At 42.1% G+C, this 19,892-nt stretch carries 22 protein-coding genes; 9 read left to right on the top strand and 13 right to left on the bottom strand.

Annotated features, from left to right (window positions below; translation table 11 throughout):
• Positions 1–58: 58 nt before the first annotated feature.
• Positions 59–1,054 carry an L-glyceraldehyde 3-phosphate reductase gene (gene mgrA, locus DQQ10_RS02000; protein ID WP_112745120.1) on the bottom strand — a complete coding sequence of 332 codons (996 nt, stop codon included), beginning with the start codon at positions 1,052–1,054 and terminating at the stop codon, positions 59–61.
• Between the two features lie 17 nt (positions 1,055–1,071).
• On the bottom strand, positions 1,072–1,518 hold the full coding sequence (locus tag DQQ10_RS01995) for a GlcG/HbpS family heme-binding protein (protein ID WP_112745119.1): 447 nt from the start codon (positions 1,516–1,518) through the stop codon (positions 1,072–1,074).
• A gap of 99 nt (positions 1,519–1,617) precedes the next feature.
• Between DQQ10_RS01995 and DQQ10_RS01990 the strand changes: the two genes are divergently transcribed.
• The gene (locus DQQ10_RS01990; protein WP_112745118.1) at positions 1,618–2,208 is read left to right on the top strand and encodes a Crp/Fnr family transcriptional regulator; all 591 of its coding nucleotides are present in this window, start codon (positions 1,618–1,620) and stop codon (positions 2,206–2,208) included.
• 17 nt (positions 2,209–2,225) lie between these two features.
• On the opposite strand, the gene DQQ10_RS01985 is transcribed toward DQQ10_RS01990, so the two are convergent.
• The gene (locus tag DQQ10_RS01985; RefSeq protein ID WP_112745117.1) at positions 2,226–2,855 is read right to left on the bottom strand and encodes a DUF2306 domain-containing protein; all 630 of its coding nucleotides are present in this window, start codon (positions 2,853–2,855) and stop codon (positions 2,226–2,228) included.
• Between the two features lie 132 nt (positions 2,856–2,987).
• Here DQQ10_RS01985 and DQQ10_RS01980 point away from each other — a divergent pair, with 132 nt between their 5' ends.
• The gene (locus DQQ10_RS01980) at positions 2,988–3,362 is read left to right on the top strand and encodes a winged helix-turn-helix transcriptional regulator (protein ID WP_112745116.1); all 375 of its coding nucleotides are present in this window, start codon (positions 2,988–2,990) and stop codon (positions 3,360–3,362) included.
• 69 nt (positions 3,363–3,431) lie between these two features.
• Here the strand turns inward: DQQ10_RS01980 and DQQ10_RS01975 are convergent, their stop codons facing one another.
• The 4 genes from DQQ10_RS01975 to DQQ10_RS01960 all read right to left on the bottom strand — a co-directional run bounded on the left by DQQ10_RS01975 (position 3,432) and on the right by DQQ10_RS01960 (position 6,128).
• Positions 3,432–4,325 carry an NAD(P)-dependent oxidoreductase gene (locus DQQ10_RS01975; protein ID WP_112745115.1) on the bottom strand — a complete coding sequence of 298 codons (894 nt, stop codon included), beginning with the start codon at positions 4,323–4,325 and terminating at the stop codon, positions 3,432–3,434.
• Positions 4,326–4,439: 114 nt separating this feature from the next.
• On the bottom strand, positions 4,440–4,907 hold the full coding sequence (locus DQQ10_RS01970) for a DoxX family protein (RefSeq protein ID WP_112745114.1): 468 nt from the start codon (positions 4,905–4,907) through the stop codon (positions 4,440–4,442).
• Between the two features lie 173 nt (positions 4,908–5,080).
• Positions 5,081–5,668 carry a Crp/Fnr family transcriptional regulator gene (locus DQQ10_RS01965; RefSeq protein ID WP_112745113.1) on the bottom strand — a complete coding sequence of 196 codons (588 nt, stop codon included), beginning with the start codon at positions 5,666–5,668 and terminating at the stop codon, positions 5,081–5,083.
• A 7-nt stretch (positions 5,669–5,675) separates the two neighbouring features.
• The gene (locus tag DQQ10_RS01960) at positions 5,676–6,128 is read right to left on the bottom strand and encodes a hypothetical protein (RefSeq protein ID WP_133259507.1); all 453 of its coding nucleotides are present in this window, start codon (positions 6,126–6,128) and stop codon (positions 5,676–5,678) included.
• A 418-nt stretch (positions 6,129–6,546) separates the two neighbouring features.
• Here DQQ10_RS01960 and DQQ10_RS01955 point away from each other — a divergent pair, with 418 nt between their 5' ends.
• From DQQ10_RS01955 to DQQ10_RS01940, 4 genes are all read left to right on the top strand, one after another.
• Positions 6,547–7,953: an RtcB family protein gene (locus DQQ10_RS01955; RefSeq protein ID WP_112745111.1), complete on the top strand. Its 1,407-nt coding sequence runs from the start codon at positions 6,547–6,549 to the stop codon at positions 7,951–7,953.
• 4 nt (positions 7,954–7,957) lie between these two features.
• Positions 7,958–9,430, top strand: coding sequence for a GlxA family transcriptional regulator (locus DQQ10_RS28070; RefSeq protein ID WP_221409651.1), 1,473 nt, complete (start codon positions 7,958–7,960; stop codon positions 9,428–9,430).
• A gap of 27 nt (positions 9,431–9,457) precedes the next feature.
• A complete protein-coding gene (locus DQQ10_RS01945; RefSeq protein WP_112745110.1) occupies positions 9,458–9,760 on the top strand; it encodes an antibiotic biosynthesis monooxygenase in 303 nt (100 codons plus the stop codon).
• 104 nt (positions 9,761–9,864) lie between these two features.
• Positions 9,865–11,226, top strand: coding sequence for a serine hydrolase (locus tag DQQ10_RS01940; protein ID WP_112745109.1), 1,362 nt, complete (start codon positions 9,865–9,867; stop codon positions 11,224–11,226).
• Here DQQ10_RS01940 and DQQ10_RS01935 read toward each other — a convergent pair.
• Positions 11,218–11,679 (bottom strand): DUF4268 domain-containing protein, encoded by a 462-nt coding sequence (locus tag DQQ10_RS01935; protein WP_112745108.1) that lies wholly within the window; start codon positions 11,677–11,679, stop codon positions 11,218–11,220. The two genes, DQQ10_RS01940 and DQQ10_RS01935, sit on opposite strands and share 9 nt — an antisense overlap.
• Positions 11,680–11,780: 101 nt before the next feature.
• Here DQQ10_RS01935 and DQQ10_RS01930 point away from each other — a divergent pair, with 101 nt between their 5' ends.
• Positions 11,781–12,029, top strand: a complete 249-nt coding sequence (locus DQQ10_RS01930) for a DUF3820 family protein (protein ID WP_112745107.1) — start codon at positions 11,781–11,783, stop codon at positions 12,027–12,029.
• On the opposite strand, the gene DQQ10_RS01925 is transcribed toward DQQ10_RS01930, so the two are convergent.
• From DQQ10_RS01925 to DQQ10_RS01910, 4 genes are all read right to left on the bottom strand, one after another.
• Positions 12,023–13,069: a bifunctional transcriptional activator/DNA repair enzyme AdaA gene (locus tag DQQ10_RS01925; RefSeq protein ID WP_112745106.1), complete on the bottom strand. Its 1,047-nt coding sequence runs from the start codon at positions 13,067–13,069 to the stop codon at positions 12,023–12,025. The two genes, DQQ10_RS01930 and DQQ10_RS01925, sit on opposite strands and share 7 nt — an antisense overlap.
• Entirely contained in the window at positions 13,066–13,572 is a 507-nt protein-coding gene (locus DQQ10_RS01920; RefSeq protein WP_112745105.1) for a hypothetical protein, read from the bottom strand. Before DQQ10_RS01920 ends, DQQ10_RS01925 begins: the two co-directional genes overlap by 4 nt.
• Before the next feature lie 252 nt (positions 13,573–13,824).
• Positions 13,825–14,565, bottom strand: a complete 741-nt coding sequence (locus DQQ10_RS01915) for an SDR family oxidoreductase (protein WP_112745727.1) — start codon at positions 14,563–14,565, stop codon at positions 13,825–13,827.
• 77 nt (positions 14,566–14,642) lie between these two features.
• Positions 14,643–15,218 carry a Crp/Fnr family transcriptional regulator gene (locus tag DQQ10_RS01910; RefSeq protein WP_112745104.1) on the bottom strand — a complete coding sequence of 192 codons (576 nt, stop codon included), beginning with the start codon at positions 15,216–15,218 and terminating at the stop codon, positions 14,643–14,645.
• A gap of 254 nt (positions 15,219–15,472) precedes the next feature.
• Between DQQ10_RS01910 and DQQ10_RS01905 the strand changes: the two genes are divergently transcribed.
• A complete protein-coding gene (locus tag DQQ10_RS01905) occupies positions 15,473–17,059 on the top strand; it encodes an ABC-F family ATP-binding cassette domain-containing protein (RefSeq protein ID WP_112745103.1) in 1,587 nt (528 codons plus the stop codon).
• A 2-nt stretch (positions 17,060–17,061) separates the two neighbouring features.
• Here DQQ10_RS01905 and DQQ10_RS01900 read toward each other — a convergent pair whose 3' ends face one another.
• Positions 17,062–17,613 carry a dihydrofolate reductase family protein gene (locus DQQ10_RS01900; RefSeq protein WP_112745102.1) on the bottom strand — a complete coding sequence of 184 codons (552 nt, stop codon included), beginning with the start codon at positions 17,611–17,613 and terminating at the stop codon, positions 17,062–17,064.
• A 127-nt stretch (positions 17,614–17,740) separates the two neighbouring features.
• On the opposite strand from DQQ10_RS01900, the gene DQQ10_RS01895 reads away from it, so the two are divergent.
• Entirely contained in the window at positions 17,741–19,822 is a 2,082-nt protein-coding gene (locus tag DQQ10_RS01895; RefSeq protein WP_112745101.1) for a prolyl oligopeptidase family serine peptidase, read from the top strand.
• Positions 19,823–19,892: the final 70 nt, after the last annotated feature.

The following is a 19,892-nucleotide window of genomic DNA, read 5'->3' as shown; positions in this document are numbered from 1 at the left end:
ATCTGTAAATTTTGTGATGGCAGAGCACGCGTAACTATCACGTGCTCTGTTTTAATTTTTATTTCAAAATTGTATTGATGGATTCCAGTTCGTCTTTTGTAAATGAAATGTTCGCTAGACTTTTTAATGAATCCGTTAATTGTTCAGGCCTACTTACGCCGAGCAATACTGAGGTGATACGTTGATCTTTGAGAATCCATGCGAGTGCCATCTGTGCCAAATTTTGACCGCGTTTCATCGCGATTTCATTGAGGCGTTTAACTTTCTGTATTTTCTCTTCTGAAATTTGATCTTCTTCGAGCGCACCATTACCACGATGACTTGCGGCGCGTGAATTTTTAGGGATACCATTGAGATATTTATTGGAAAGGAGTCCTTGCGCCAGTGGCGAGAACGGAATGCAGCCTATACCTTTCTGTTCTAAAACATCAAGTAGCCCCCCTTCAATCCATCGATCAAACATTGAATATTTTGGTTGATGAATTACACAAGGTGTTCCTAATTGCTTGAGGAGATCGGCAGCATGCGATGTTTCTGATGGGCTATAACTTGATATGCCGACATATAGTGCCTTTCCTTGACGGACAATGAGATCAAGAGCAGACATTGTTTCTTCCAACGGTGTATTGGGATCAGGACGATGATGATAATAAATGTCCACGTAGTCTAACCCCATGCGTTGTAAACTTTGATCTAAACTTGCTACGAGATATTTTTTTGATCCCCAATCACCGTAAGGTCCATCCCACATTTTCCATCCGGCTTTTGTCGAGATGATGAGTTCGTCGCGATAGTTTTTGAAATCGCTTTTGAAGATGGTTCCGAATGTTTCTTCTGCTGATCCCGCAGGAGGACCATAGTTATTGGCTAAATCGAAATGTGTAATGCCATTGTCGAATGCAAGACGGAGAATGTTTCGTGCGTTGTCAAGACTATCAATCTGTCCGAAGTTGTGCCATAGCCCCAGCGACAACGCTGGAAGGAGTAATCCACTTTTTCCACAGCGACGGTATGTCATGTCTTGATAGCGCTTTGAAGATGCGAAGTAGTTCATGCGTAGTTATATTGATGTTAAAGGTTATTAGCTTGAATAGCGCGAACGACAATGTCTAAATCTGTGGTACCGCGGAAGCCGCTGAATCCGATAGCGAGTGTTGTTCCATTCGAAAGTGTAACAGGTTGCCCCCCTACCCATCCGATGAGATCTGGTGCTTCTATGCCATTTGCATTTTCGGAAAATTCACCGTTGAATAATCTGCGTTCGTACTCTCCGGTTTTTATTCCCGTGAGCCAAACTTGACTTGCTTTTGTCCAAGCAACGCGATAAGAATGGCGCAAGCGTGGTTTATCGACGCCATACATTCGTCCATGCACCAATCCTTGTTCATCAATAATGCAAATGGCGAGATTACCATTTGAAATGGTACGATCGAGCGGATCCGCCATGTATGTTGGAATGAGTGTTTCGACGGTGGTGAGAATTTGATTGATAGCAGTAGCTGTATTTTGATTTGTCATCGGTTATCAGGTATTTCAACTGTTTTTCTTCGCGAAACTCGAATGTTCCTGAAGGAAAAGCATTGAACTAGATCAAGAAATGTTCACGATTGAAGATTTATGCACCAAAATATTCACCGCTACATCGCGAGATTTGTCCAGCTCACTTCAGAAGAATTAAGTGTTGTGGACCAGTGCCTTGAGCGTCGTGTTATCCCGAAAAAGACCATGCTGTTGCGTGCGGGTGATATTTGTGACTTCGAAGGTTATATCAATCAAGGATGTATTCGGGAATATTTTATCGACAAGAAGGGCGTCGAGTTAACGATGGAATTTGCCGTGGAAGATTGGTGGGTAAGCGACATTACGAGCTTTGAGACACAATCTCCAAGCAATATGTTTATTGAAACACTGGAAGATTGTGAGATGCTTTTGTTGTCACGAAAATCAAAAGAGGAATTGCTAAGACGTGTGCCGAAATTGGAGCGCATGTTTCGATTGATGATCCAAAGACATCTTACGGTAGTTCAAACCCGTTTGTTCAAAACAATGTCGGATACCGCCATGGACAAATACATTGCTTTTACGAAGCGATATCCAACCATCAGCCAGCGTGTTCCGCAGCATTACATTGCTTCGTATCTCGGTATATCGCCCGAATTTTTGAGCAGACTCAGAAAGCGACATCAAAAAAATGATACAACGTCTTAGCTATTTCATAGTTGCACCTAAAGCGTTCTCTTCACGGTGAGGTAGGCTTGGTAAATGAAAAGCGGAATAGCCCACGAGAACCAAAAAATATGGGGTGATACGTCGGTGAAGCTTCCAAGTGAATATAACCCAGGAATTTTCAATACATAGTTTTGGATTATAAAAGCAAATGTCGTGAGGTAACTTCGTACCATCCATTCTTCATGTTCAATGATTTTTCTTTTTAGGATAGTCCAATAGCCTAAGGCTGTCGATGTGATCCATATAAAAAGTAGAAACCACAGCGATACTGTGTACAGTTTGCTTACTTGGTCTGTCGTAATAAATGTTAGCGACGTAGCACAGATAAAGGAGACAAGGATGGCGAGTATGTAAACTCGTCCCACCCAGTTGTGAAACGATTCATATTTTGCCCTGATTGCCGTTATAAATTGAAATGGTCCTGTGAGTAATGCAATACTTCCTGGAACGATGTGGCCATACAACAACCACTTCACGTCGAAATATTTTCCAAGTGCAGCAGGTGTGAACTGAAAGAGGTGATGGTATTGTCGCATAAAAAACACGATTGACGCCAGTAGTGCCACCGTTGTAATTATGCGGACGCGATTTCCCTTGAACAGTAGGGGATTAGTGATCTTTTCCATGAGTTGTGATGTTTTTGTAAAACTGGCAAGGGCTCCTGGGTTGCGCAATCAGGGATAAATTATTGCGGTAGGGAAAAATTATTCCCTATGCCCTGGGTTGCAGATATCGGTTTGTATTGAAACATTTGTTACATGTATAGCAAAAAGAAACCAGAAGATCTCGATTGTGGAATCGAGGTGTCTATGAAAATATTTGGTGGTAAATGGAAACCATGTTTGATTGATTTTATCAATAAGGGTGGTAGTCTGCGGCCGAGTGAAATTCATCGTGCAATACCAACAGCTACACCGCGTGTATTGAATATGCAGCTTCGCGAACTTGAGAGCTATAACGTTGTGAGCAAAAAGATTTATCCTGGCCTTCCTCCAAAAGTCGAATATTCGCTCACGGAATTTGGCAAAACGATTCTGCCCATTATCGCGATGTTAGATCGGTGGGGCATACAGCATAAGGATCATGTTAAGAAGGCAGACGAGACAATGAAGGTGCTTCGTGCTATTCGATAACGAAAATACCACGCGTCGGAACCTCGATCCCGGCGCGTGGTATTTTGGAATGATCAGTTTTTTGAATTCTTAATTCCGATGAGCGTTGAAAACTTTCACAATAGAAGCAAGCTCCTGCCTTGCTAATCCAGCATCATTCGCGCGTTTTAGAAAACTAGCCATAAGCTGCGACAACTCGGTATTAATTCCATAGGACAGTGAAGCCTGGTGTATTCTTTCTGTGGCGTCTACACTAATAGCAAGTGGACTTTGCGTGATCTCGAAGTTTTTAGACTGTATCACTTTTGATTCATAAGCCATGAATTCAGCATAACCAGGTGAGACGTCTTTTACAACTTCACCCAATAGCTCGATATTAAATCCTTCGACATCTGCAATTTGCACCGCGTGAAAGAAGCCCAAGAGTGCTCCATATAAATAAGATAAGGAAGCAAGATCCATTGCTGAGGCGGCACTTACTTTTTCGCCAAGATATTTAATGTTCCCACCGAATACGGAGAGCAATTCCTTGACGAGGTTAAATGCTGAACTATTACCGGAAATGAAGATGGTCGTATCAGGTTTTGCCATCTGGTCTGGAGCAACTTGAATGGCACCGTCAAGATATTGCGCATGTCGTTCGGTGAAGTATGTGGAGCTTGTGGTAGCTTCTTGTGGACTTCCTGTTGTCAATTGAATGAATATTTTTCCTAAAAATACTTCCTTGTCGGTACCTGCGAGAATGGTATGGGTTGTCGCGTAATCGGAAACGCACACGACAATAACGTCGCTGCGTTTTATCGCACTCGATACATTAGCTTCATAATGCGCGCCAGCTTGTATTAATGCTTCAGCTTTAGTTTGTGTACGATTCCAAACGGTTACGTTATAACCCGATTGTAGGAGAAGTTTGGCAAGTGTTGATCCCATCTGTCCTAAACCAACAACGGTTACTTTTTTTGTTGCATGACCTTCTGTGTTCATAAAATTTTCTTTTAATCAAAAATCATAATCACCGATCATGCATACAATCGGAGAAAAATTATTGCCATGGGGAATAATTTTTCTCTGCTCGTGGAATAAAGGATCAGCTTTTCTTCAATAGAAAAGCGCCGCCAGTTTTCGTTTAGTAGATATTTTCGCGTGAATGACCGCGTCAAGGGAGTAGGATCCACCGCCATTTAATACGACGACCAGTGATAAGAGGATGACTAGAATGTGGAACTCAAAGCCTTCGCTGGGCTGCGCGTTAAACCAATTCATAAAAAAATATTCACCATGCGTCGTCAATATTGCGCCAAGCATGATGGCGATCAAGGATGCAGCAAATACACGACTGAACAATCCAAGTGCTAAGGCAATCATGCCAATACTTTCGGCCAGAATAATAAGAAGCGACAGTACATAGGGTAGCCCGATTGTGTTAGTAAAGAATGCCATCGATGCATCGAAACCAAATCCTCCGAACCAGCCGAGTAATTTTTGTGCGCCGTGTGCTGCGATAATAATTCCTAACGAAGCGCGAAGAATCAGCAGACTAATGTCTGAAATCTTAGATGTTTTCATTTCTGTTTAATTTTAAATAGACCTTTGTGATGGGCACGAAAGAAGTGTTAGTCAGTGCCTATCGATGGTACAAATGAACGAGAATGTGAGCGTGAAGTTGAAGCGCGTGTGTTAACTAATTTCGTTAACATAGGGTAATGTTTTTTCTGATTGAAAAAACGATATCCTGTTGATTATACTTTTCGTTTTGTTTGTAGACGTCGTATTCGACTTAGGCTCTGTGGGGTGATTCCCAAGTAGGATGCTATTAAATGATTCGGCACGCGTTGTTCAATTAGTGGATATTGCTGAATGAATTCACTGTAGCGCTCGCTGGCGGATTTGCTGAGATTGGATGTGAGTCTGTTGCTGTAAGAAATTATTGATCGTTGATAAAGCAACCTGAAGTATTTGTTCATCTCCGGGATTTTATTGAATAGTACTTCGAGATCCTTGGCGCTAATGCGAAGAACTTCGGTGTCTTCTACGCAATCAACATTATAAATAGTAGGCTGTTGACTCAGGAAGCTAGCCAGATCTCCTGCCCACCACTCTTCTGGTGTAAATCGTAAAACGTGTTCTTGTCCCTTTTCGTCAACGCGATACATTTTTGCAAGACCTTTAATTAAAAAATTGTCATGCGTCGCGATCTCTCCTTCTTGAAGAATGTATTGGTGCTTTCTAAGTTTTTTATGAACGAACAGCGATTTGATCGTGTCGATGTGACGCGGAGTTAATTTCACGTCGCGTCGCCTGATGTTCTCAATGAGAAGATCGAACATTGATCGTTTATTTTGATTTACTTTTTCCGTTGGCAAATGTTTGTAAGAATTCGCACGCTTCCGAAAATATTTGTTTGTTCTTCTCAGTCATCTTTGCGGAGGTTCCGCCTTGAATACAATGACTTCCATAACAAAGCATTTCCGACCACCCATCATTCACAGGCGCCATGTTACTTTCGGAAGTAACCTCTTTAATTTTTAGCGCTTTCATTTTTTTGATGATCATTGTCCGATCCGAAGCAGTCATTGTATGCAGATCTGTTTTCGGTGCCGTCATTCCTGAATTTCGTGTATAAATCATGGAGTCGTACGTGAACGTTAGTTTTGTTTGACTCCCATCCATACTTCCGGTGAAAGAAAATGTGATGGTAAAATCTTTTCCCCACGATGCATCGTCGTTTTGCGCTAGAACATTGGAGCTTGCCATAAAAAAGATGATTGCGATTAGAAATAATTTCATATCGATGGATTTGATGCTACGAAGATGCATAACCTTGTAGAATTCCATAAATATTTCGTCATAAAGTTTGGCGAGGTTGGCGCATCAGGTTTCGTACTTTATCGTTGAAACGATCTAAATAATCGTTTTTTGTAACTTCCTATTGTGGTTCAAAAAACTTCGGCTAGCTTTGTAAAAGCATTTCACCTCTTGTGTTCAATCTAAATAGAGGAAATTATGTTGGTCTTAAGTTTACATATCGCCCTTTAACAGCACGGACAAAATACTTGTCACGATAGCTGTCGTCATCTAAAAATTTACTTAATAACCGAGCTCAGCACACGCTTTGAGCATCATTCTGTTACGCTCTTTTACTAAGAAGCGCACGATTGATGATTCTCTATACTCATTTTCATTCGAAAACTGAGGTGCTATAATTATGGCCAAACAGAAATTAGATATAAAATTATTATCGGCAATTGATTTTCCGTCGGATGTTGCACGAAGCGTGGCTTTAAATATTATGAACAGGCATTTTAAGCATACACCGAATGATGAGAAGTTAAAAATTATTCAGCATGTACTGGAAACCCCGGAATCGTATTTGCAACATGCAACGTTAGGGCTACTGGCTCATAAAGTTGCGGCTAAAATACTACTAGCGGAACCTTTTGAAGTGTTTCAACTTAATGATGAACCTAAGCACTTTGATGTTTTTGGAAGTAAGCATATTGAAGTAAGTGCTATCAATCAAATGGCGCTTGCGATGCGACTTCCAGTGGCTGAGAAGGGAGCTTTAATGCCGGATGCACATCAGGGCTATGGACTTCCCATCGGCGGCGTGTTTGCCACGAAGAATGCGGTAGTTCCATACGGGGTCGGTATGGACATTGGCTGCAGAATGAGTCTCACGATTCTGGAACAAACCGATGCTTATGTGGAAGACAAACGATATGAATTGAAGAAGGCGCTTGAAAATTACACACACTTTGGTAATGACGGTTTTCTTGACTTCGATCAACATCATGACGTTCTTGATCATCCGGATTTTTCCCTAATGCCACTCTTGAAAAAGCTGCATGGAAAAGCTGTGAAACAACTGGGCAGTTCAGGATCTGGAAATCACTTCGTGGAGTTTGGTGTGGTGACCTTATATGAGGGCAATCAAACCTCGTTGCCTGCTGGAAGATATGCTGCACTATTGTCGCACTCAGGATCAAGAAGTTTGGGCGCGAACATCGCGCAGCATTACACGAACATTGCCATGAATACATGTAAGCTTCCAAGAGAGGCAAAACATCTGGCATGGCTTGACCTTAATAGTGAGGCCGGTGAAGAATATTGGCGGTCTATGAATCTGGCAGGTGAATATGCAAAAGCATGTCATGATAGGATTCATAAGAATCTTTGTGAGGCGCTGGGTATTCAGCAAGTATTAAACATTGAAAATCATCACAACTTCGCTTGGCGTGAACGAATTGGTGACGACGACTACATTGTTCATCGGAAAGGTGCGACTCCGGCTGCGAAAGATGTTCTTGGGATTATTCCGGGAAGTATGACCGCGGCAGGATACATCGTACGTGGACTTGGAAATGATGTGTCGTTAAATTCTGCGGCACACGGAGCCGGCAGAAAGATGTCGCGTGATCGCGCAAAAAATTCTTTCACCATGAGCAGTTTGAAAAAGGAACTACAAAGTAAAAATGTGACGCTGATTGGAGGTGGGGTTGATGAAGCACCGCTGGCATACAAAGACATCGATTTGGTGATGAAAAGCCAGACGACGCTTGTGGCTATCGAAGGCGAATTTTTACCACGCGTTGTAAGGATGGCAAAAGATTAAGTGTATGGATAGCAACGAATTTATAGTACATAGTCGACTCCGATCGGCGAGAGCACGGAAGCGATCGCAGATAGAAGCGGAGGAGAAAATGCTGCGCCGTATGTACAGCGAAGAACGCGCCATTCGGAAAGATATACGTGCACTAGGATATGTCGATCTTAAGCCTCCGGTAGAACAGGGATACGTTAGAACATTTGTGTTACGCGACGATGTGAAGCGATCAAAGCAAGGGCCATTTTTTGAAAAGTTATTGCGAAAGATCAACACACGACAATGGAGTTGGCGAAAGGATTTCTTAAAGAAACGTCGACACAGAGGAAAGAAGATTTATGTAGACCGTGATCAGCGGTTGCAGGATTTATATGCGTGGCAATTTGACCGAATGAAGTTTACGGAGCAAGAGCGTTTCTACTTCCATGAAGTTACCGTTCACTTTCAATATTCAAAAAAGCCAGTGAAGATGTTCAGATTTATTGAGCCTTGGCGATTTGTTTTGCGCGTGCAACCAAATATGATTACAAAAGTTCGTGTAAAAGATTTTGATCTTGAACAAAGACTAGCCGACATCGATCGCTTTTTTGTGTTTGGTAACCGGCGCGATCGTCTTGTGAAATTATTGAACGGTAATACTTATCGCTCGCATGACGGCGATCCAATAAAGTACCGCGATCCGCTTCACAACAGGTCGTTCGCGGATATCCTCAACGAATACGCGCCTGACACTAACAACGAAAAGATGTGCAAAACCCTCGGAATGCCCGGGGTTTTTTGTTTTTCGGTCGGCGCCACTTCTGTCAAACTATGGGAGAAAATGTTGGTCCGCATAATGTTGAGGTGTAACTTTAATAACATGAAACATCTTACGATCCTGGTACCAGAAGGAGAAAACAATTTGAGTAGCATCGTTGGTAGCTTAAAAATTTTCTCCAGGGCGAACGATGTGATGACACGCGCAGGTCGACAACCGGTTTTTAAAATTGAATTGGCAGGTCTGTCGGATACGGTGCGCTTTCATGGAAACTGGTTTTCAGCTCACCCCATAAATATTAAGAAGATTAAACGTACTGATTTGATTATCATTCCGTCGCTTAATCACAATTACCAAAAGTCAATCCCATTAAATCAAAAGCTGGTAGAATGGATAAAGAATCGTTATGATCAAGGTGCAGAAGTTGCGAGTATATGTACCGGTGCATTTTTACTTGCATCTGCTGGAATCTTGGACGGCAAAGAATGTTCGACACATTGGGCTGCGTACAATCATTTTCGAAAATTGTTTCCCAATGTAAAGTTGGTGTACGATCGAATCATTACAGATCAAGGCGGCGTATATACTAATGGTGGCGCGTTTTCATTCTTAAATTTGATGCTCTACCTGGTTGAAAAGTATTCCGATCGGGACATCGCGCTATTTTGTTCTAAGACATTTCAAATCGACATTGATAGAAAGAGTCAATCTCCCTTTACAATTTTCTAGAATCAATTACCATTAAAGTTTTCTTCAATGATCACTCGAGTTTGGCATGGGCGAACGTCGCTCGAAAATGCAGATCGCTATCTTAATTTTTTGCTTCACAAGGGCACGGCGGATTATAAGAAAATTTCCGGCAACATATCGGTAAAGGTTTGGCGTCGCATCGATCCGGATTGTGCACATTTTTATACGGTCACCGAATGGGATAGCATTGCTTCCATTAAAGAGTTTGCCGGCGATCAATACGAGAGCGCTGTCTACTACCCAGAGGACGACGGTGTGCTGCTCGAGTTCGAAGAGAAAGTTTTCCACTACGAATCTTTTAATGTCTAACATTCGAACGGTTAGCGCGCATCTTCATCACAAAATCAAGATTGTTAGTCACATTTTTTCAATTGACTTTCAAATTGTCGGTACTGTTGTTAAAAAATATCGACATGAAAAAATATGTATGTTTAGCAATGGCGTATTACTTGCTCTTGCTTACGCCCCCAGCGACCTTTGGTCAGCAAACACAGAAGAGGAAATTAGATGATCTTTTCGATTGGCTATCAAAAAACGATCAAGCCATGGGAAGTATCTGTGTAATGAAGAATGGCGTAGTTGCTTATCAACGCGCCATAGGTTTTCGAACGGTGCGTACCGGTGAGAAGATTCTCGCTAACGTGGACACCAAATATCGTATATGGTCCATAACGAAAATGTATACCGCTACGATGATCCTACAAGCCATTGCCGAAGGAAAGATTAGCCTGAAAACTTCGCTCGCTAAATATTTTCCTCAAGTAACAAATGCAGATAGTATCACGATTGCAAACATGCTTGGTCATACGAGCGGGATTCATGACTTCACGCATCCGGTAGATTCATTAAAAGAAAAGGTGATCGAAAATGACCCGGGTATCGTGGGAAAGATCGCTTCGTATCCTGCGGATTTTTTTCCTGGTGAGCGTGTTGAGTACAGCAACTCTAACTATGTACTCTTGGGATATATCCTTGAGCGACTCGAGAAAAAATCTTACGAAAAAATATTGACTAAAAGAATCGCCGATGTTATTGGATTAGAGAATACTTATTATGGATCTCCTACATTAAAGAAGGTTGTAAACAAAGCGGAAACATATCAATATGCGAACGATGCATGGCAATATGTTGATGAGGGAGAATTTGGTGCACCTATTCCTGGGCCCGCGGGCGGTATCGTGGCAACACCCACAGATATGGCAAAGTTTATTTATAGTTTATTTAATGGGAAACTTCTTGCGTCAGCATCGTTAGCGCAAATGACTACGATGCGTGACATGTACGGCTTTGGAATTTTTAACATGCCGTTTTTGGAAAAGGAAGGGTTCGGTCACGGTGGCGGATATCTCGCGTCTCATGCAATGTTAACCTACTATCCCGATGACAAATTAGCGATCGCGTATTGCACCAATGGAGTACGCTATGGTATGCAATCGATCATCAGCGCTGTTCTAAATATTTTTTCTAATGAGAAATATGTTTTGCCTTTCACTAAAACGGAGGAGATGTTGTCGCACGAGGATCTTAGGAAATATGAAGGCAATTATACATGTTCGAGATTTGACATAAAAGTGACAGTCGTCGATGGTAGGCTTTCATTGGTGGCAGATGGACAACCAACGCTTACGCTACGCGCAGAGCATGGCACAAATCGCTTTTATTTTCTGGAAGGCGATATGCAAGTAGAATTCGATAAAAATGAAGACGGGATGATTTATAAACTCGCGTTGATTATGGGCGACACGCGCAGGGTAGAAGCAAATAGACTACCGTAAACTATCGAAGCTGTACTTGGCATCGGACCAGAACTCATCTAACGTAATGATGCGTGGCTTAAAAAAGGAGATGAGTTCTGGCCATTGCGCTTTGTTAAGCACAGAAACTCCGTTTAGTTCTTTGTAGATCTTGCTAATAATCTTTTCTGACGACGTTGTTTCATGCAGCTTCCAATGCCATTCTTCCTGTAGTGTTGCATGCAGTAATGTTTTTAGTTCGAGAAATTGCTCGAAAAATAACGATTGTATTTCGAGGTCTCTGTGCTCGATGGTGATGGCGATGAGCGCAGATTTGGATTCGGTGATCATTCTGAAATGAACGTGCTTCAAGCCGGTGTGGTAGTTTATCCAATTAATCTTATTACCCTCTACGGAAGGAACAGGGCTCATGTATCTTCCGAAAGTTGTCCAAAACTCTTCTTTAATGCGAGATGTTTCTTCACGACTAAACATGTCGCAATGTACAGCATGCTTTCAAGAATTGATTAATGGTGAATGTATATTCATTGCGCCAACGATAAACCTTCTTACCTTTGCTACTTCTTGATAAATGCGTGGAAACAGCCGAACCAAATTCAGAAATTCTTCTTACAATCGTACGCATGCCCATGCCATTTGGAAAGTATAAGGGCACGACGCTTTGTAATCTACCAGTAAGTTACCTTGAGTGGTTTGCAAAAGAAGGTTTCCCACCTGGAAAATTAGGCATGTTACTCGCTACAATTTATGAAATCAAAATCAATGGTTTGGATTATTTACTTGAACCGTTGAAACGTAAGGCTCATAATTCCGGGGGTTATTGATTTTTTTCGCGTTCGAAATCGATTAGCCATTTTTTTCTTGGAAGGCCGCCGCCATAACCTGTTAGGTTTCCATTTTCACCAATGATGCGATGACAAGGAACGATGATGGCTACGCGGTTGAAGCCATTTGCGGAAGCGACAGCGCGTACAGCATTCGGATTGTTCATGGACGAAGCAAGTGTTTTGTAGGAACGCGTCTCTCCGTATGGAACACGTCTTAATGTATCCCATACTGATTTTTGAAATTCTGTTCCAGGTGTATGGAGAGAAACAGTAAACTCTTTTCTTACGCCGTTAAAGTACTCCGTTATCTCACGTTCAACCTGAGCGAGATAAATGTTTTTTCCAGGCAAAATCACTGCGTTCAGCAATCTTTTTAAATCGTTGAACTCACGTTCTAACATTCTGCGGTTTGTAAACTCTAACAGGCAAATGCCACTTTGTGTGGCACACGCGTACATCGGTCCAAGCTTCGTCGTGAAACGTGCGATATTGATGATGCTTTTTTCTTTTGCTGAGGTAGGTGCTTCGCCAAATATGGATTTGAAACTTTCATTGAATCCGCTTAGTGAGTTGTAACCTGCATCGTATGCAGATGCTGTGACGGATTCTCCTGAGTGTAGTTTTGTGAAGGCGTTGTTAATTCGCAGTTGACGTTGAAATGATTGAAAACTGATGTTGTGATTCTTTTTAAACCAACGACGAAGTTGCGACGGCTCTATGTTACGAAGCTTGAGGTCTCCATCTTTTAAACGCAGCTCGGGATTTGCTACTATTTCATCGACAAGCGCTTTGATGTGATCAGGCATTTGATCTGGCTGGAGCATAGGTTTGCAGACTTGACAAGGTCGGAATCCATGAAGTATCGCTTCTTCGGTAGTGTCATAGAACACGACGTTTTCTGGCTTTGGCTTACGTGCGGTGCATACAGGTCTACAGAATACGCCGGTTGTTTTTACAGCTGTGATAAACACGCCATCAAAAGATGCATCCTTACGATACATGGCGTCATATTTTTGTTGAAACGTTAACGTTGTCATTTTTTGCCGTTGATGATTGGAAGTGAATAATTGAAAATGATGCGCGTAGTCAAACTTACTTCGTTAGAAAATGCAGCGCCACATGTTATCGCAATGGCCAACGCTCCGTGATCGATGGGTACAACAAACACAGGACTGACACCTACCATTTTCACCCAAGTCTGAAATTGTTCTTGTTGTTTTGGAACATAAGCCACTTCACCGAATATGTTCATTGCAAAAATACGATGTGATAGCGGTTTTTCGACCACGGGATGGCCAAAGTAACAGTAGTATCCATAGTGATTATCGCTTGCGACATAAGCACCGAAATCGTTGAAGAATTTTTTATACCGGTAAGTAAGACCGAAAGAAGCGGCTTGCGAATAGGTAACAGCGGTTTCACAGAATTGATAATTGATGATATGCGGTAGGCGGCCATAGAGGTCAATAGAAGATTGACAGTTGGCTGTCACGATGGGAATAAAACTACATGCGATGGTACAAACGACGATTCGGATCATAAATTTCTTTGCACGAAGAAACTATAGGCGTCGGTAATTGGCTACCGAAAAATTGACAACCATTTTTTTAGCTTTTCAAAGGAGGTGTTACGTTTTGAGTCGAACAATTTTCGTGAGCAGCAGGGCGGTCATGCCTGGCTTTACATAGGGCGCAAGAATTTTCAGGGCTTTTTGCAACTTACGTCGAAACTAATGGGGACGTGGTTTGCACTTTTTGTGCTGTACACGGGAGTTTGTGTTGAGTTAGGTTCATCAAGATATCTGGTTGATTTTTTTGAACGCAAAAGATGGCGCAATTCTCGCGAGGATGTAAAGAAGCTTTACTGCACCAACTTTGATTTCCTGTTTACCTTTTTCAATACCCGTGATCATTTCGCGAACGGCTTTCGCAGGCGTGATCGCTATTTTTGGAGCATGCCCTTGATGCCATGGTGTATTCACGACAGGCATCATTACTTCGATAATTTTTAAAGGCAACTCCGCATTTTGATGACGAAGTACTTGTGTAAATGCATGTAACCCGGCTTTTGTAGCGTTGTAGATCGGGTAGACTGCCCGCGGTGCGTATACCAACCCCGTTGTGATATTGACGATGGCAGTACTGGGTTTGTTGTCTCTGAAGGCAAGAAACATTTTTGTCAGCGCTATCGGCGCAAATAAGTTGGTGTTGATTTCACGTTCCGCTTTCTCCAACATCTCGGGATCATCGCAAAAGTTAGTCCGGTGAACGATGGCTGCGTTGTTAACCAGCATATTGCATGCGGGATGGTAAGCCGATATCCATGCCATTAATTCGATGCGATCCCTGGCTTGAGAAACGTCGCAAGTGAATGTGTGGACATTTCCAATTTCAGCTTTCGCTTGTGATAGGCGTTCTGAAGAGCGCCCACAAATAATAACGTTGTTTTGCTTTGCAACAAGTTGCTTGGCAAGTTCTAATCCAATACCAGAACTTCCGCCCGTGATAAGGATGGTTTGTTTGTGTAGCTTCATATTCATTTACGAAAGAACACGACGCCCGCACTAATTGCATTAACCTATGTTAATGACAGTAAGTATTTTTTTGCATTTTATAAGGTCATCTCTTTACGGATTCTGCTCAAAGCGACCGGTGTAATGCCAAGGTATGAAGCGATTTGATGTTGTTTCACGCGGTGCTCTAATTGTGGGTAGTCCCTTAGAAAAATGCGGTACCGTTCCGATGCGTTAAGAATAAGAAGTTCGCGTTCACGTGCCTCTTTCTTCATATAGCCCTTCTCGATAAGCGAGAGTAGGAATTTCGTCCAGCAAGGATGGGCGCGGAATAACTTTAACCATTCGGCGTAGTCGATGACCATTATTTCCGCGTCTTCGAGCGCTTCAATCGAATAATGCGATGGTAACTGTTTGCTCATGGCAGTATACGAAACGATGAAGCTGTTTTCGGCGAAGAACCCTTTTGTAAATTCGGTACCTTTTTCGTTTGAATAGTAGTATCGAAAAAGTCCCCTATTCACAAATGCAAACTTTTGAGGTACCGTTCCCTCGCGAATAAAAGGCTCACCTTTGTTAATCGCAACGACGTGTGTTATCGATAGAAGCTTTGATTCTTCCTCCGGCGGAAGGTGAGTAAGCATATGAAGAGCACGTACGAGGGCGGAGTTCATGGATTGCAAAAATATGAAATCTTTTCACGGTTTTGTTTCAACAACGGCGGGTCGATAATCAAAGCTTAATCCATACCTGAAGGAGTTTGCTTATGTCAACGACATTGATTAAAGATTCTGAATTTTTCCTGAAAAATCCATATCTTTGCCAGCACAAAATCTATTCAATACACATGTAGCATTTCTTTCAAACAAGGATCTCAGCCGTATGAAGGCTTTTTTGATTTTGTTTTATTCAATAAGAAAGAAATATTATGCTTACGCTACAAGGTGTTACCTATAAACATCCTAATGGTGATGGTGTATTCACCAATTTAAATTTTGCCGTGTCAAGCGGCGATAAAACTGCGCTTATCGGAGATAACGGCGTCGGTAAAACTACGTTGCTGAAAATCATAGCGGGTGAACTTGCGTGTAGTGATGGCGTTGTCATCGCGGCGTCACGTCCATACTACGTTCCACAAATCGTCGGGCAGTTTAATCATTTGACAGTTGCCGAGGTGTTGGGTGTTGATTCGAAACTTCGGGCACTGTCTGCTATTCTTCAAGGTGATGTATCCGACACTAATATGCAATCGCTCGATAATGATTGGTCAATAGAAGAACGTTGTCATGAGGCTTTTTTACAATGGCAACTTGGCGACATCAATCTGCAAACAGAAATGCAATCGCTTAGTGGTGGACAGAAGACCAAGGTGTTTCTCGCGGGTATAACTGTGCATCAACCCGATATTATTTTACTTGATGAACCCAGCAACCATTTAGATCGAGATGCACGACACTTGCTGTATCAGTTTTTAACCGCTACCGCCAAGACGTTGGTCGTCGTTAGTCACGATCGTACGTTGCTCAATCTTTTACACGTTACCGCTGAATTGAGTAAACGTGGCCTGAGATACTACGGCGGAAATTTTGATTTTTACATGGAGCAGAAAAAAATTGAGAATGAGGCGCTGATGGAAACCGTGAGGAGCAAGGAGAGGTCGTTACGGAAGGCGACGGCGATCGAGAACGAATCGATGGAACGACAACAAAAATTAGACTCACGGGGAAAGAAAAAGCAAGAGAAGGCGGGGCTTCCAACAATCATGATGAAGACTTTGAAGAATAGCGCAGAAAGAAGTACTGCGAAAATGAAAGAAGTACATGCTGATAAATTGCGTGGACTCTCGAAAGAACTGCATGACCTTCGAAGCACCTTGCCCATTACTGACAAGATGAAAGTCGATCTTCTGAATTCAAAGCTTCACGATGGAAAAGTGTTGGTAACGGCGCAATCGATCAATTTCTCGTACGGTGAGGAAATGTTATGGGAAGAGCCAAAAAGTTTTCAGATTCGAAGTGGAGATCGCGTTGCTATCAAGGGCGTAAATGCCAGTGGAAAAACAACTTTGCTTAATATCATCTTAGGAAATATCCAGCCTAGTGTAGGCGTTGTCGAACGCGCAATGTTGAAATCAATGTATGTTGACCAAGAGTATAGTGTGGTCGATGATCATTTGTCTGTTTACGATCAGACACAACAATTCAATCAGCGTGCGTTACCGGAGCATGAAATCAAAGCTCGTTTAAAAAGATTCCTTTTTTCGAAAGATGATTGGGATAAACCTTGCAAGTCGCTCAGTGGCGGAGAGAAGATGCGACTAATATTATGTGCGTTAACCATCGGTGATCAGACTCCGGACCTGCTGGTGTTAGATGAACCCACAAATAATTTAGACTTAAAAAATATTGAGATCATGACGAACGCCATTAATGATTATAGAGGAACAGTGATGGTTATTTCTCATGACGTACATTTTTTGAATGCGATAGGAATAACCGCGTCAATTGCACTGTGATCTTATGGCGCATAGACGAGTAGTGCGCCGCAGTTTTTGAAATGAACGACATTTTTGAGTTTCAAGGGGATAGGCTGTGCAATATGGGAAAACGCAGTCTTCCCTTTTCCAAGCGCAATTGGACTGACCATGAATTGATATTCATCAATCAGGTTATGACTGGCAAGTTGTGTTAGTATTGAAGCGCTTCCATACAGGACAAGGTCTCTACTTGAACTTGCTTTGATTTCATTGATAGAATTAGTGTCGATCGCTTCGATGATCGATGTATTTTTCCAGGTCGCCTCATGTAATGATGTAGAGAATACATATTTCTTGCTGTCATTCATGTGCGTAACGATGTCTCGATCTTCTTCTTTGGCGGCTTCCGTTGGCCAATAGGCAACCATGGTTTCGTATGTTTTTCGTCCTATCAAAATAGTACTCATTTGCTTTTGGATGTTCTTGTAGTAAGCGGCGATGTCTGAATCCCAAGCAAACCAATCTGTTTCATTATTGGGGCCAGCCATATAGCCATCTGCCGACAGCCATTCGATTGCAAAGATCTTTGCCATAATGTTAAGTTAAGAATGTAGCGAGTAGTGCGTGAAATCTAAAAAATGATACCTGATGTGTATCAGCGGCTGGTAGCACGATATAAAAAATGTTTACTTTTAGACCGATAACCTAACCTAGCTGAACATGACGAAAACCATCCTATTATTTTCCTTACTTATATTTTATCAAAGCATGTCCCAAGCACAGTCCGAAGATCCCTATCTATGGCTCGAAGAAGTCAACGGCGAAAAAGCACTTGAGTTCGTCAAGCAAAAAAATGAAATGACTATCAACAAGCTCACGCGCGAAAAGGCGTATCAAAAGATATATGACAAAAGTTTAGAAATCTACAATTCTAATGAGCGCATTGCGATGCCAGCCATATACGATCAATTTGTATACAACTTTTGGCAGGACAAAGAACACGTTAGGGGTATTTGGCGACGCGCGACGAAGGCAAGTTATCTCTCGGGAAATCCGTCTTGGGATATACTCATTGATCTAGATGAAATGTCAAAAAAGGATAATGTAAAATGGGTCTTCAAAGGAGCGGGAGGCTTGTATCCGAAGTACGATCGTTTTCTTGTCAGTTTGTCGAAGGGCGGCGGCGATGCCACAGAGACGCGGGAGTTCGATGTGAATAAAAAAGCTTTCATAGAGGATGGTTTTTTCATTCCAGAGTCTAAAGGTGGTGGAAGTTACCTCGATGAAAATACATTGATTGTTTCTGTCGATTTCGGAGAAGGTACAATGACCACTTCTGGGTATCCGCGTCAAGTTAAAATTTGGAAACGCGGTACACCGTTGAAAGATGCGCAGCTTGTGATGGAGGGCGATTCGACAGATGTATCGGCATACGGATATCTGATGCGTGACGGGGAGAATAAATATCTCATGTTCGGAAGAGGAATCACGTTCTATACCCGTTCTAATTTTGTTCGTATTGATTCAAAACTTATTAAGCTTAGCCTTCAGGATGATGCAAGTATCAACGGCATTCTTAATAATCAATTGATTGTAGAACTTAAATCTGATTGGAATGTGGGTGGGAACACCTATAAGCAGGGATCGCTAATCAGTCTTGATTTTAAGGCGCTTATAACAGGAGAGCATCGTGTTAGTGTAATTATTCAGCCAGATGAATTTACAAGCGTTACAAGTTCTTCAACAACTAAAACGAAATTACTTGTTAATCTGTTGACGAATGTGAAAAGTGAGCTATATATCTATTCGTTTGATAATGGTATGTGGACGCGTAAGAAGGTCAATGCACCAGATTTTGGAAACATCGCTGTTAATGCTACCGACGATGAGTTCTCTGATCTTTATTTTTTCAGCTTCACAAATTTCTTAGCGCCATCAACGCTGTATGTCGCAGATGCCAACGATAATAGTATGAAAGTATATAAATCGTTGCCTTCATTTTTTGACGCAAGCAAATTCAAGGTCGAGCAATACAAAGCGAAATCTACAGACGGAACGTTGGTTCCCTACTTCGTTGTCGCTTCAAAAAATGTGAAGTATGATGGAAAGAATCCAACATTACTGTATGCGTATGGTGGTTTCGAAGTTCCAATGTTGCCATCGTACTCTGGGGTTATTGGAAATGCGTGGTTGGAAAATGGCGGCGTTTATGTGTTGGCTAACATTCGTGGTGGTGGTGAGTTTGGTCCGAAGTGGCATCAAGACGGACTCAAAGAAAAACGACAGATAGTCTTCAATGATTTTTACGCTGTTGCAGAAGATCTTATCTCGAAGAAAATTACATCAAGCAAAAATTTGGGGATCTCTGGCGGCAGTAATGGCGGACTTTTGGTCGGTGTTGCATTCACGCAGCGACCTGAATTATTTAACGCTGTAGTTTGTGCTGTGCCACTCCTGGATATGAAACGATTCAATCATTTGCTTGCGGGTGCAAGTTGGATGGGTGAGTACGGTGATCCAGATAAACCTGAAGAATGGAAGTATATCAGCAAATATTCTCCGTATCATAACGTCAAACAAAAGTCAAAATATCCAGAAGTGTTTTTCTATACTTCTACACGCGATGACAGAGTTCATCCGGCACATGCACGAAAAATGGTAGCCCGCATGACGGAATTCGGTTATCCGGTTTATTATTTTGAAAACATCGAAGGTGGGCATGCAGGATCATCTACGAACGACCAACGCGCAAAAATTGCCGCGCTACAGTTCTCTTATTTGCTTATGAAATTAAAAGGGTAAATTTCAGCGCACTGTAACCGTTACTAAGGCCACTTGTCTTCAGCAGGTGGCTTTTTTTGCTTGTGTCAGT

This window comes from Pseudochryseolinea flava (assembly GCF_003286915.1).
Lineage (GTDB): Bacteria > Bacteroidota > Bacteroidia > Cytophagales > Cyclobacteriaceae > Ohtaekwangia > Ohtaekwangia flava.
Note: the sequence above shows the minus strand (reverse complement) of the source record. Positions and strands in the feature narration are given on the sequence as shown.

Bases quoted from the DNA above. Each gene is read 5' to 3' on its own strand.
- mgrA (WP_112745120.1), bottom strand. From the start codon at position 1,054: ATGAACTACTTCGCATCTTCAAAGCGCTATCAAGACATGACATACCGT.
- DQQ10_RS01995 (WP_112745119.1), bottom strand. From the start codon at position 1,518: ATGACAAATCAAAATACAGCTACTGCTATCAATCAAATTCTCACCACC.
- DQQ10_RS01990 (WP_112745118.1), top strand. From the start codon at position 1,618: ATGCACCAAAATATTCACCGCTACATCGCGAGATTTGTCCAGCTCACT.
- DQQ10_RS01985 (WP_112745117.1), bottom strand. From the start codon at position 2,855: ATGGAAAAGATCACTAATCCCCTACTGTTCAAGGGAAATCGCGTCCGC.
- DQQ10_RS01980 (WP_112745116.1), top strand. From the start codon at position 2,988: ATGTATAGCAAAAAGAAACCAGAAGATCTCGATTGTGGAATCGAGGTG.
- DQQ10_RS01975 (WP_112745115.1), bottom strand. From the start codon at position 4,325: ATGAACACAGAAGGTCATGCAACAAAAAAAGTAACCGTTGTTGGTTTA.
- DQQ10_RS01970 (WP_112745114.1), bottom strand. From the start codon at position 4,907: ATGAAAACATCTAAGATTTCAGACATTAGTCTGCTGATTCTTCGCGCT.
- DQQ10_RS01965 (WP_112745113.1), bottom strand. From the start codon at position 5,668: ATGTTCGATCTTCTCATTGAGAACATCAGGCGACGCGACGTGAAATTA.
- DQQ10_RS01960 (WP_133259507.1), bottom strand. From the start codon at position 6,128: ATGAAATTATTTCTAATCGCAATCATCTTTTTTATGGCAAGCTCCAAT.
- DQQ10_RS01955 (WP_112745111.1), top strand. From the start codon at position 6,547: ATGGCCAAACAGAAATTAGATATAAAATTATTATCGGCAATTGATTTT.
- DQQ10_RS28070 (WP_221409651.1), top strand. From the start codon at position 7,958: ATGGATAGCAACGAATTTATAGTACATAGTCGACTCCGATCGGCGAGA.
- DQQ10_RS01945 (WP_112745110.1), top strand. From the start codon at position 9,458: ATGATCACTCGAGTTTGGCATGGGCGAACGTCGCTCGAAAATGCAGAT.
- DQQ10_RS01940 (WP_112745109.1), top strand. From the start codon at position 9,865: ATGAAAAAATATGTATGTTTAGCAATGGCGTATTACTTGCTCTTGCTT.
- DQQ10_RS01935 (WP_112745108.1), bottom strand. From the start codon at position 11,679: ATGTTTAGTCGTGAAGAAACATCTCGCATTAAAGAAGAGTTTTGGACA.
- DQQ10_RS01925 (WP_112745106.1), bottom strand. From the start codon at position 13,069: ATGACAACGTTAACGTTTCAACAAAAATATGACGCCATGTATCGTAAG.
- DQQ10_RS01920 (WP_112745105.1), bottom strand. From the start codon at position 13,572: ATGATCCGAATCGTCGTTTGTACCATCGCATGTAGTTTTATTCCCATC.
- DQQ10_RS01915 (WP_112745727.1), bottom strand. From the start codon at position 14,565: ATGAAGCTACACAAACAAACCATCCTTATCACGGGCGGAAGTTCTGGT.
- DQQ10_RS01910 (WP_112745104.1), bottom strand. From the start codon at position 15,218: ATGAACTCCGCCCTCGTACGTGCTCTTCATATGCTTACTCACCTTCCG.
- DQQ10_RS01905 (WP_112745103.1), top strand. From the start codon at position 15,473: ATGCTTACGCTACAAGGTGTTACCTATAAACATCCTAATGGTGATGGT.
- DQQ10_RS01900 (WP_112745102.1), bottom strand. From the start codon at position 17,613: ATGGCAAAGATCTTTGCAATCGAATGGCTGTCGGCAGATGGCTATATG.
- DQQ10_RS01895 (WP_112745101.1), top strand. From the start codon at position 17,741: ATGACGAAAACCATCCTATTATTTTCCTTACTTATATTTTATCAAAGC.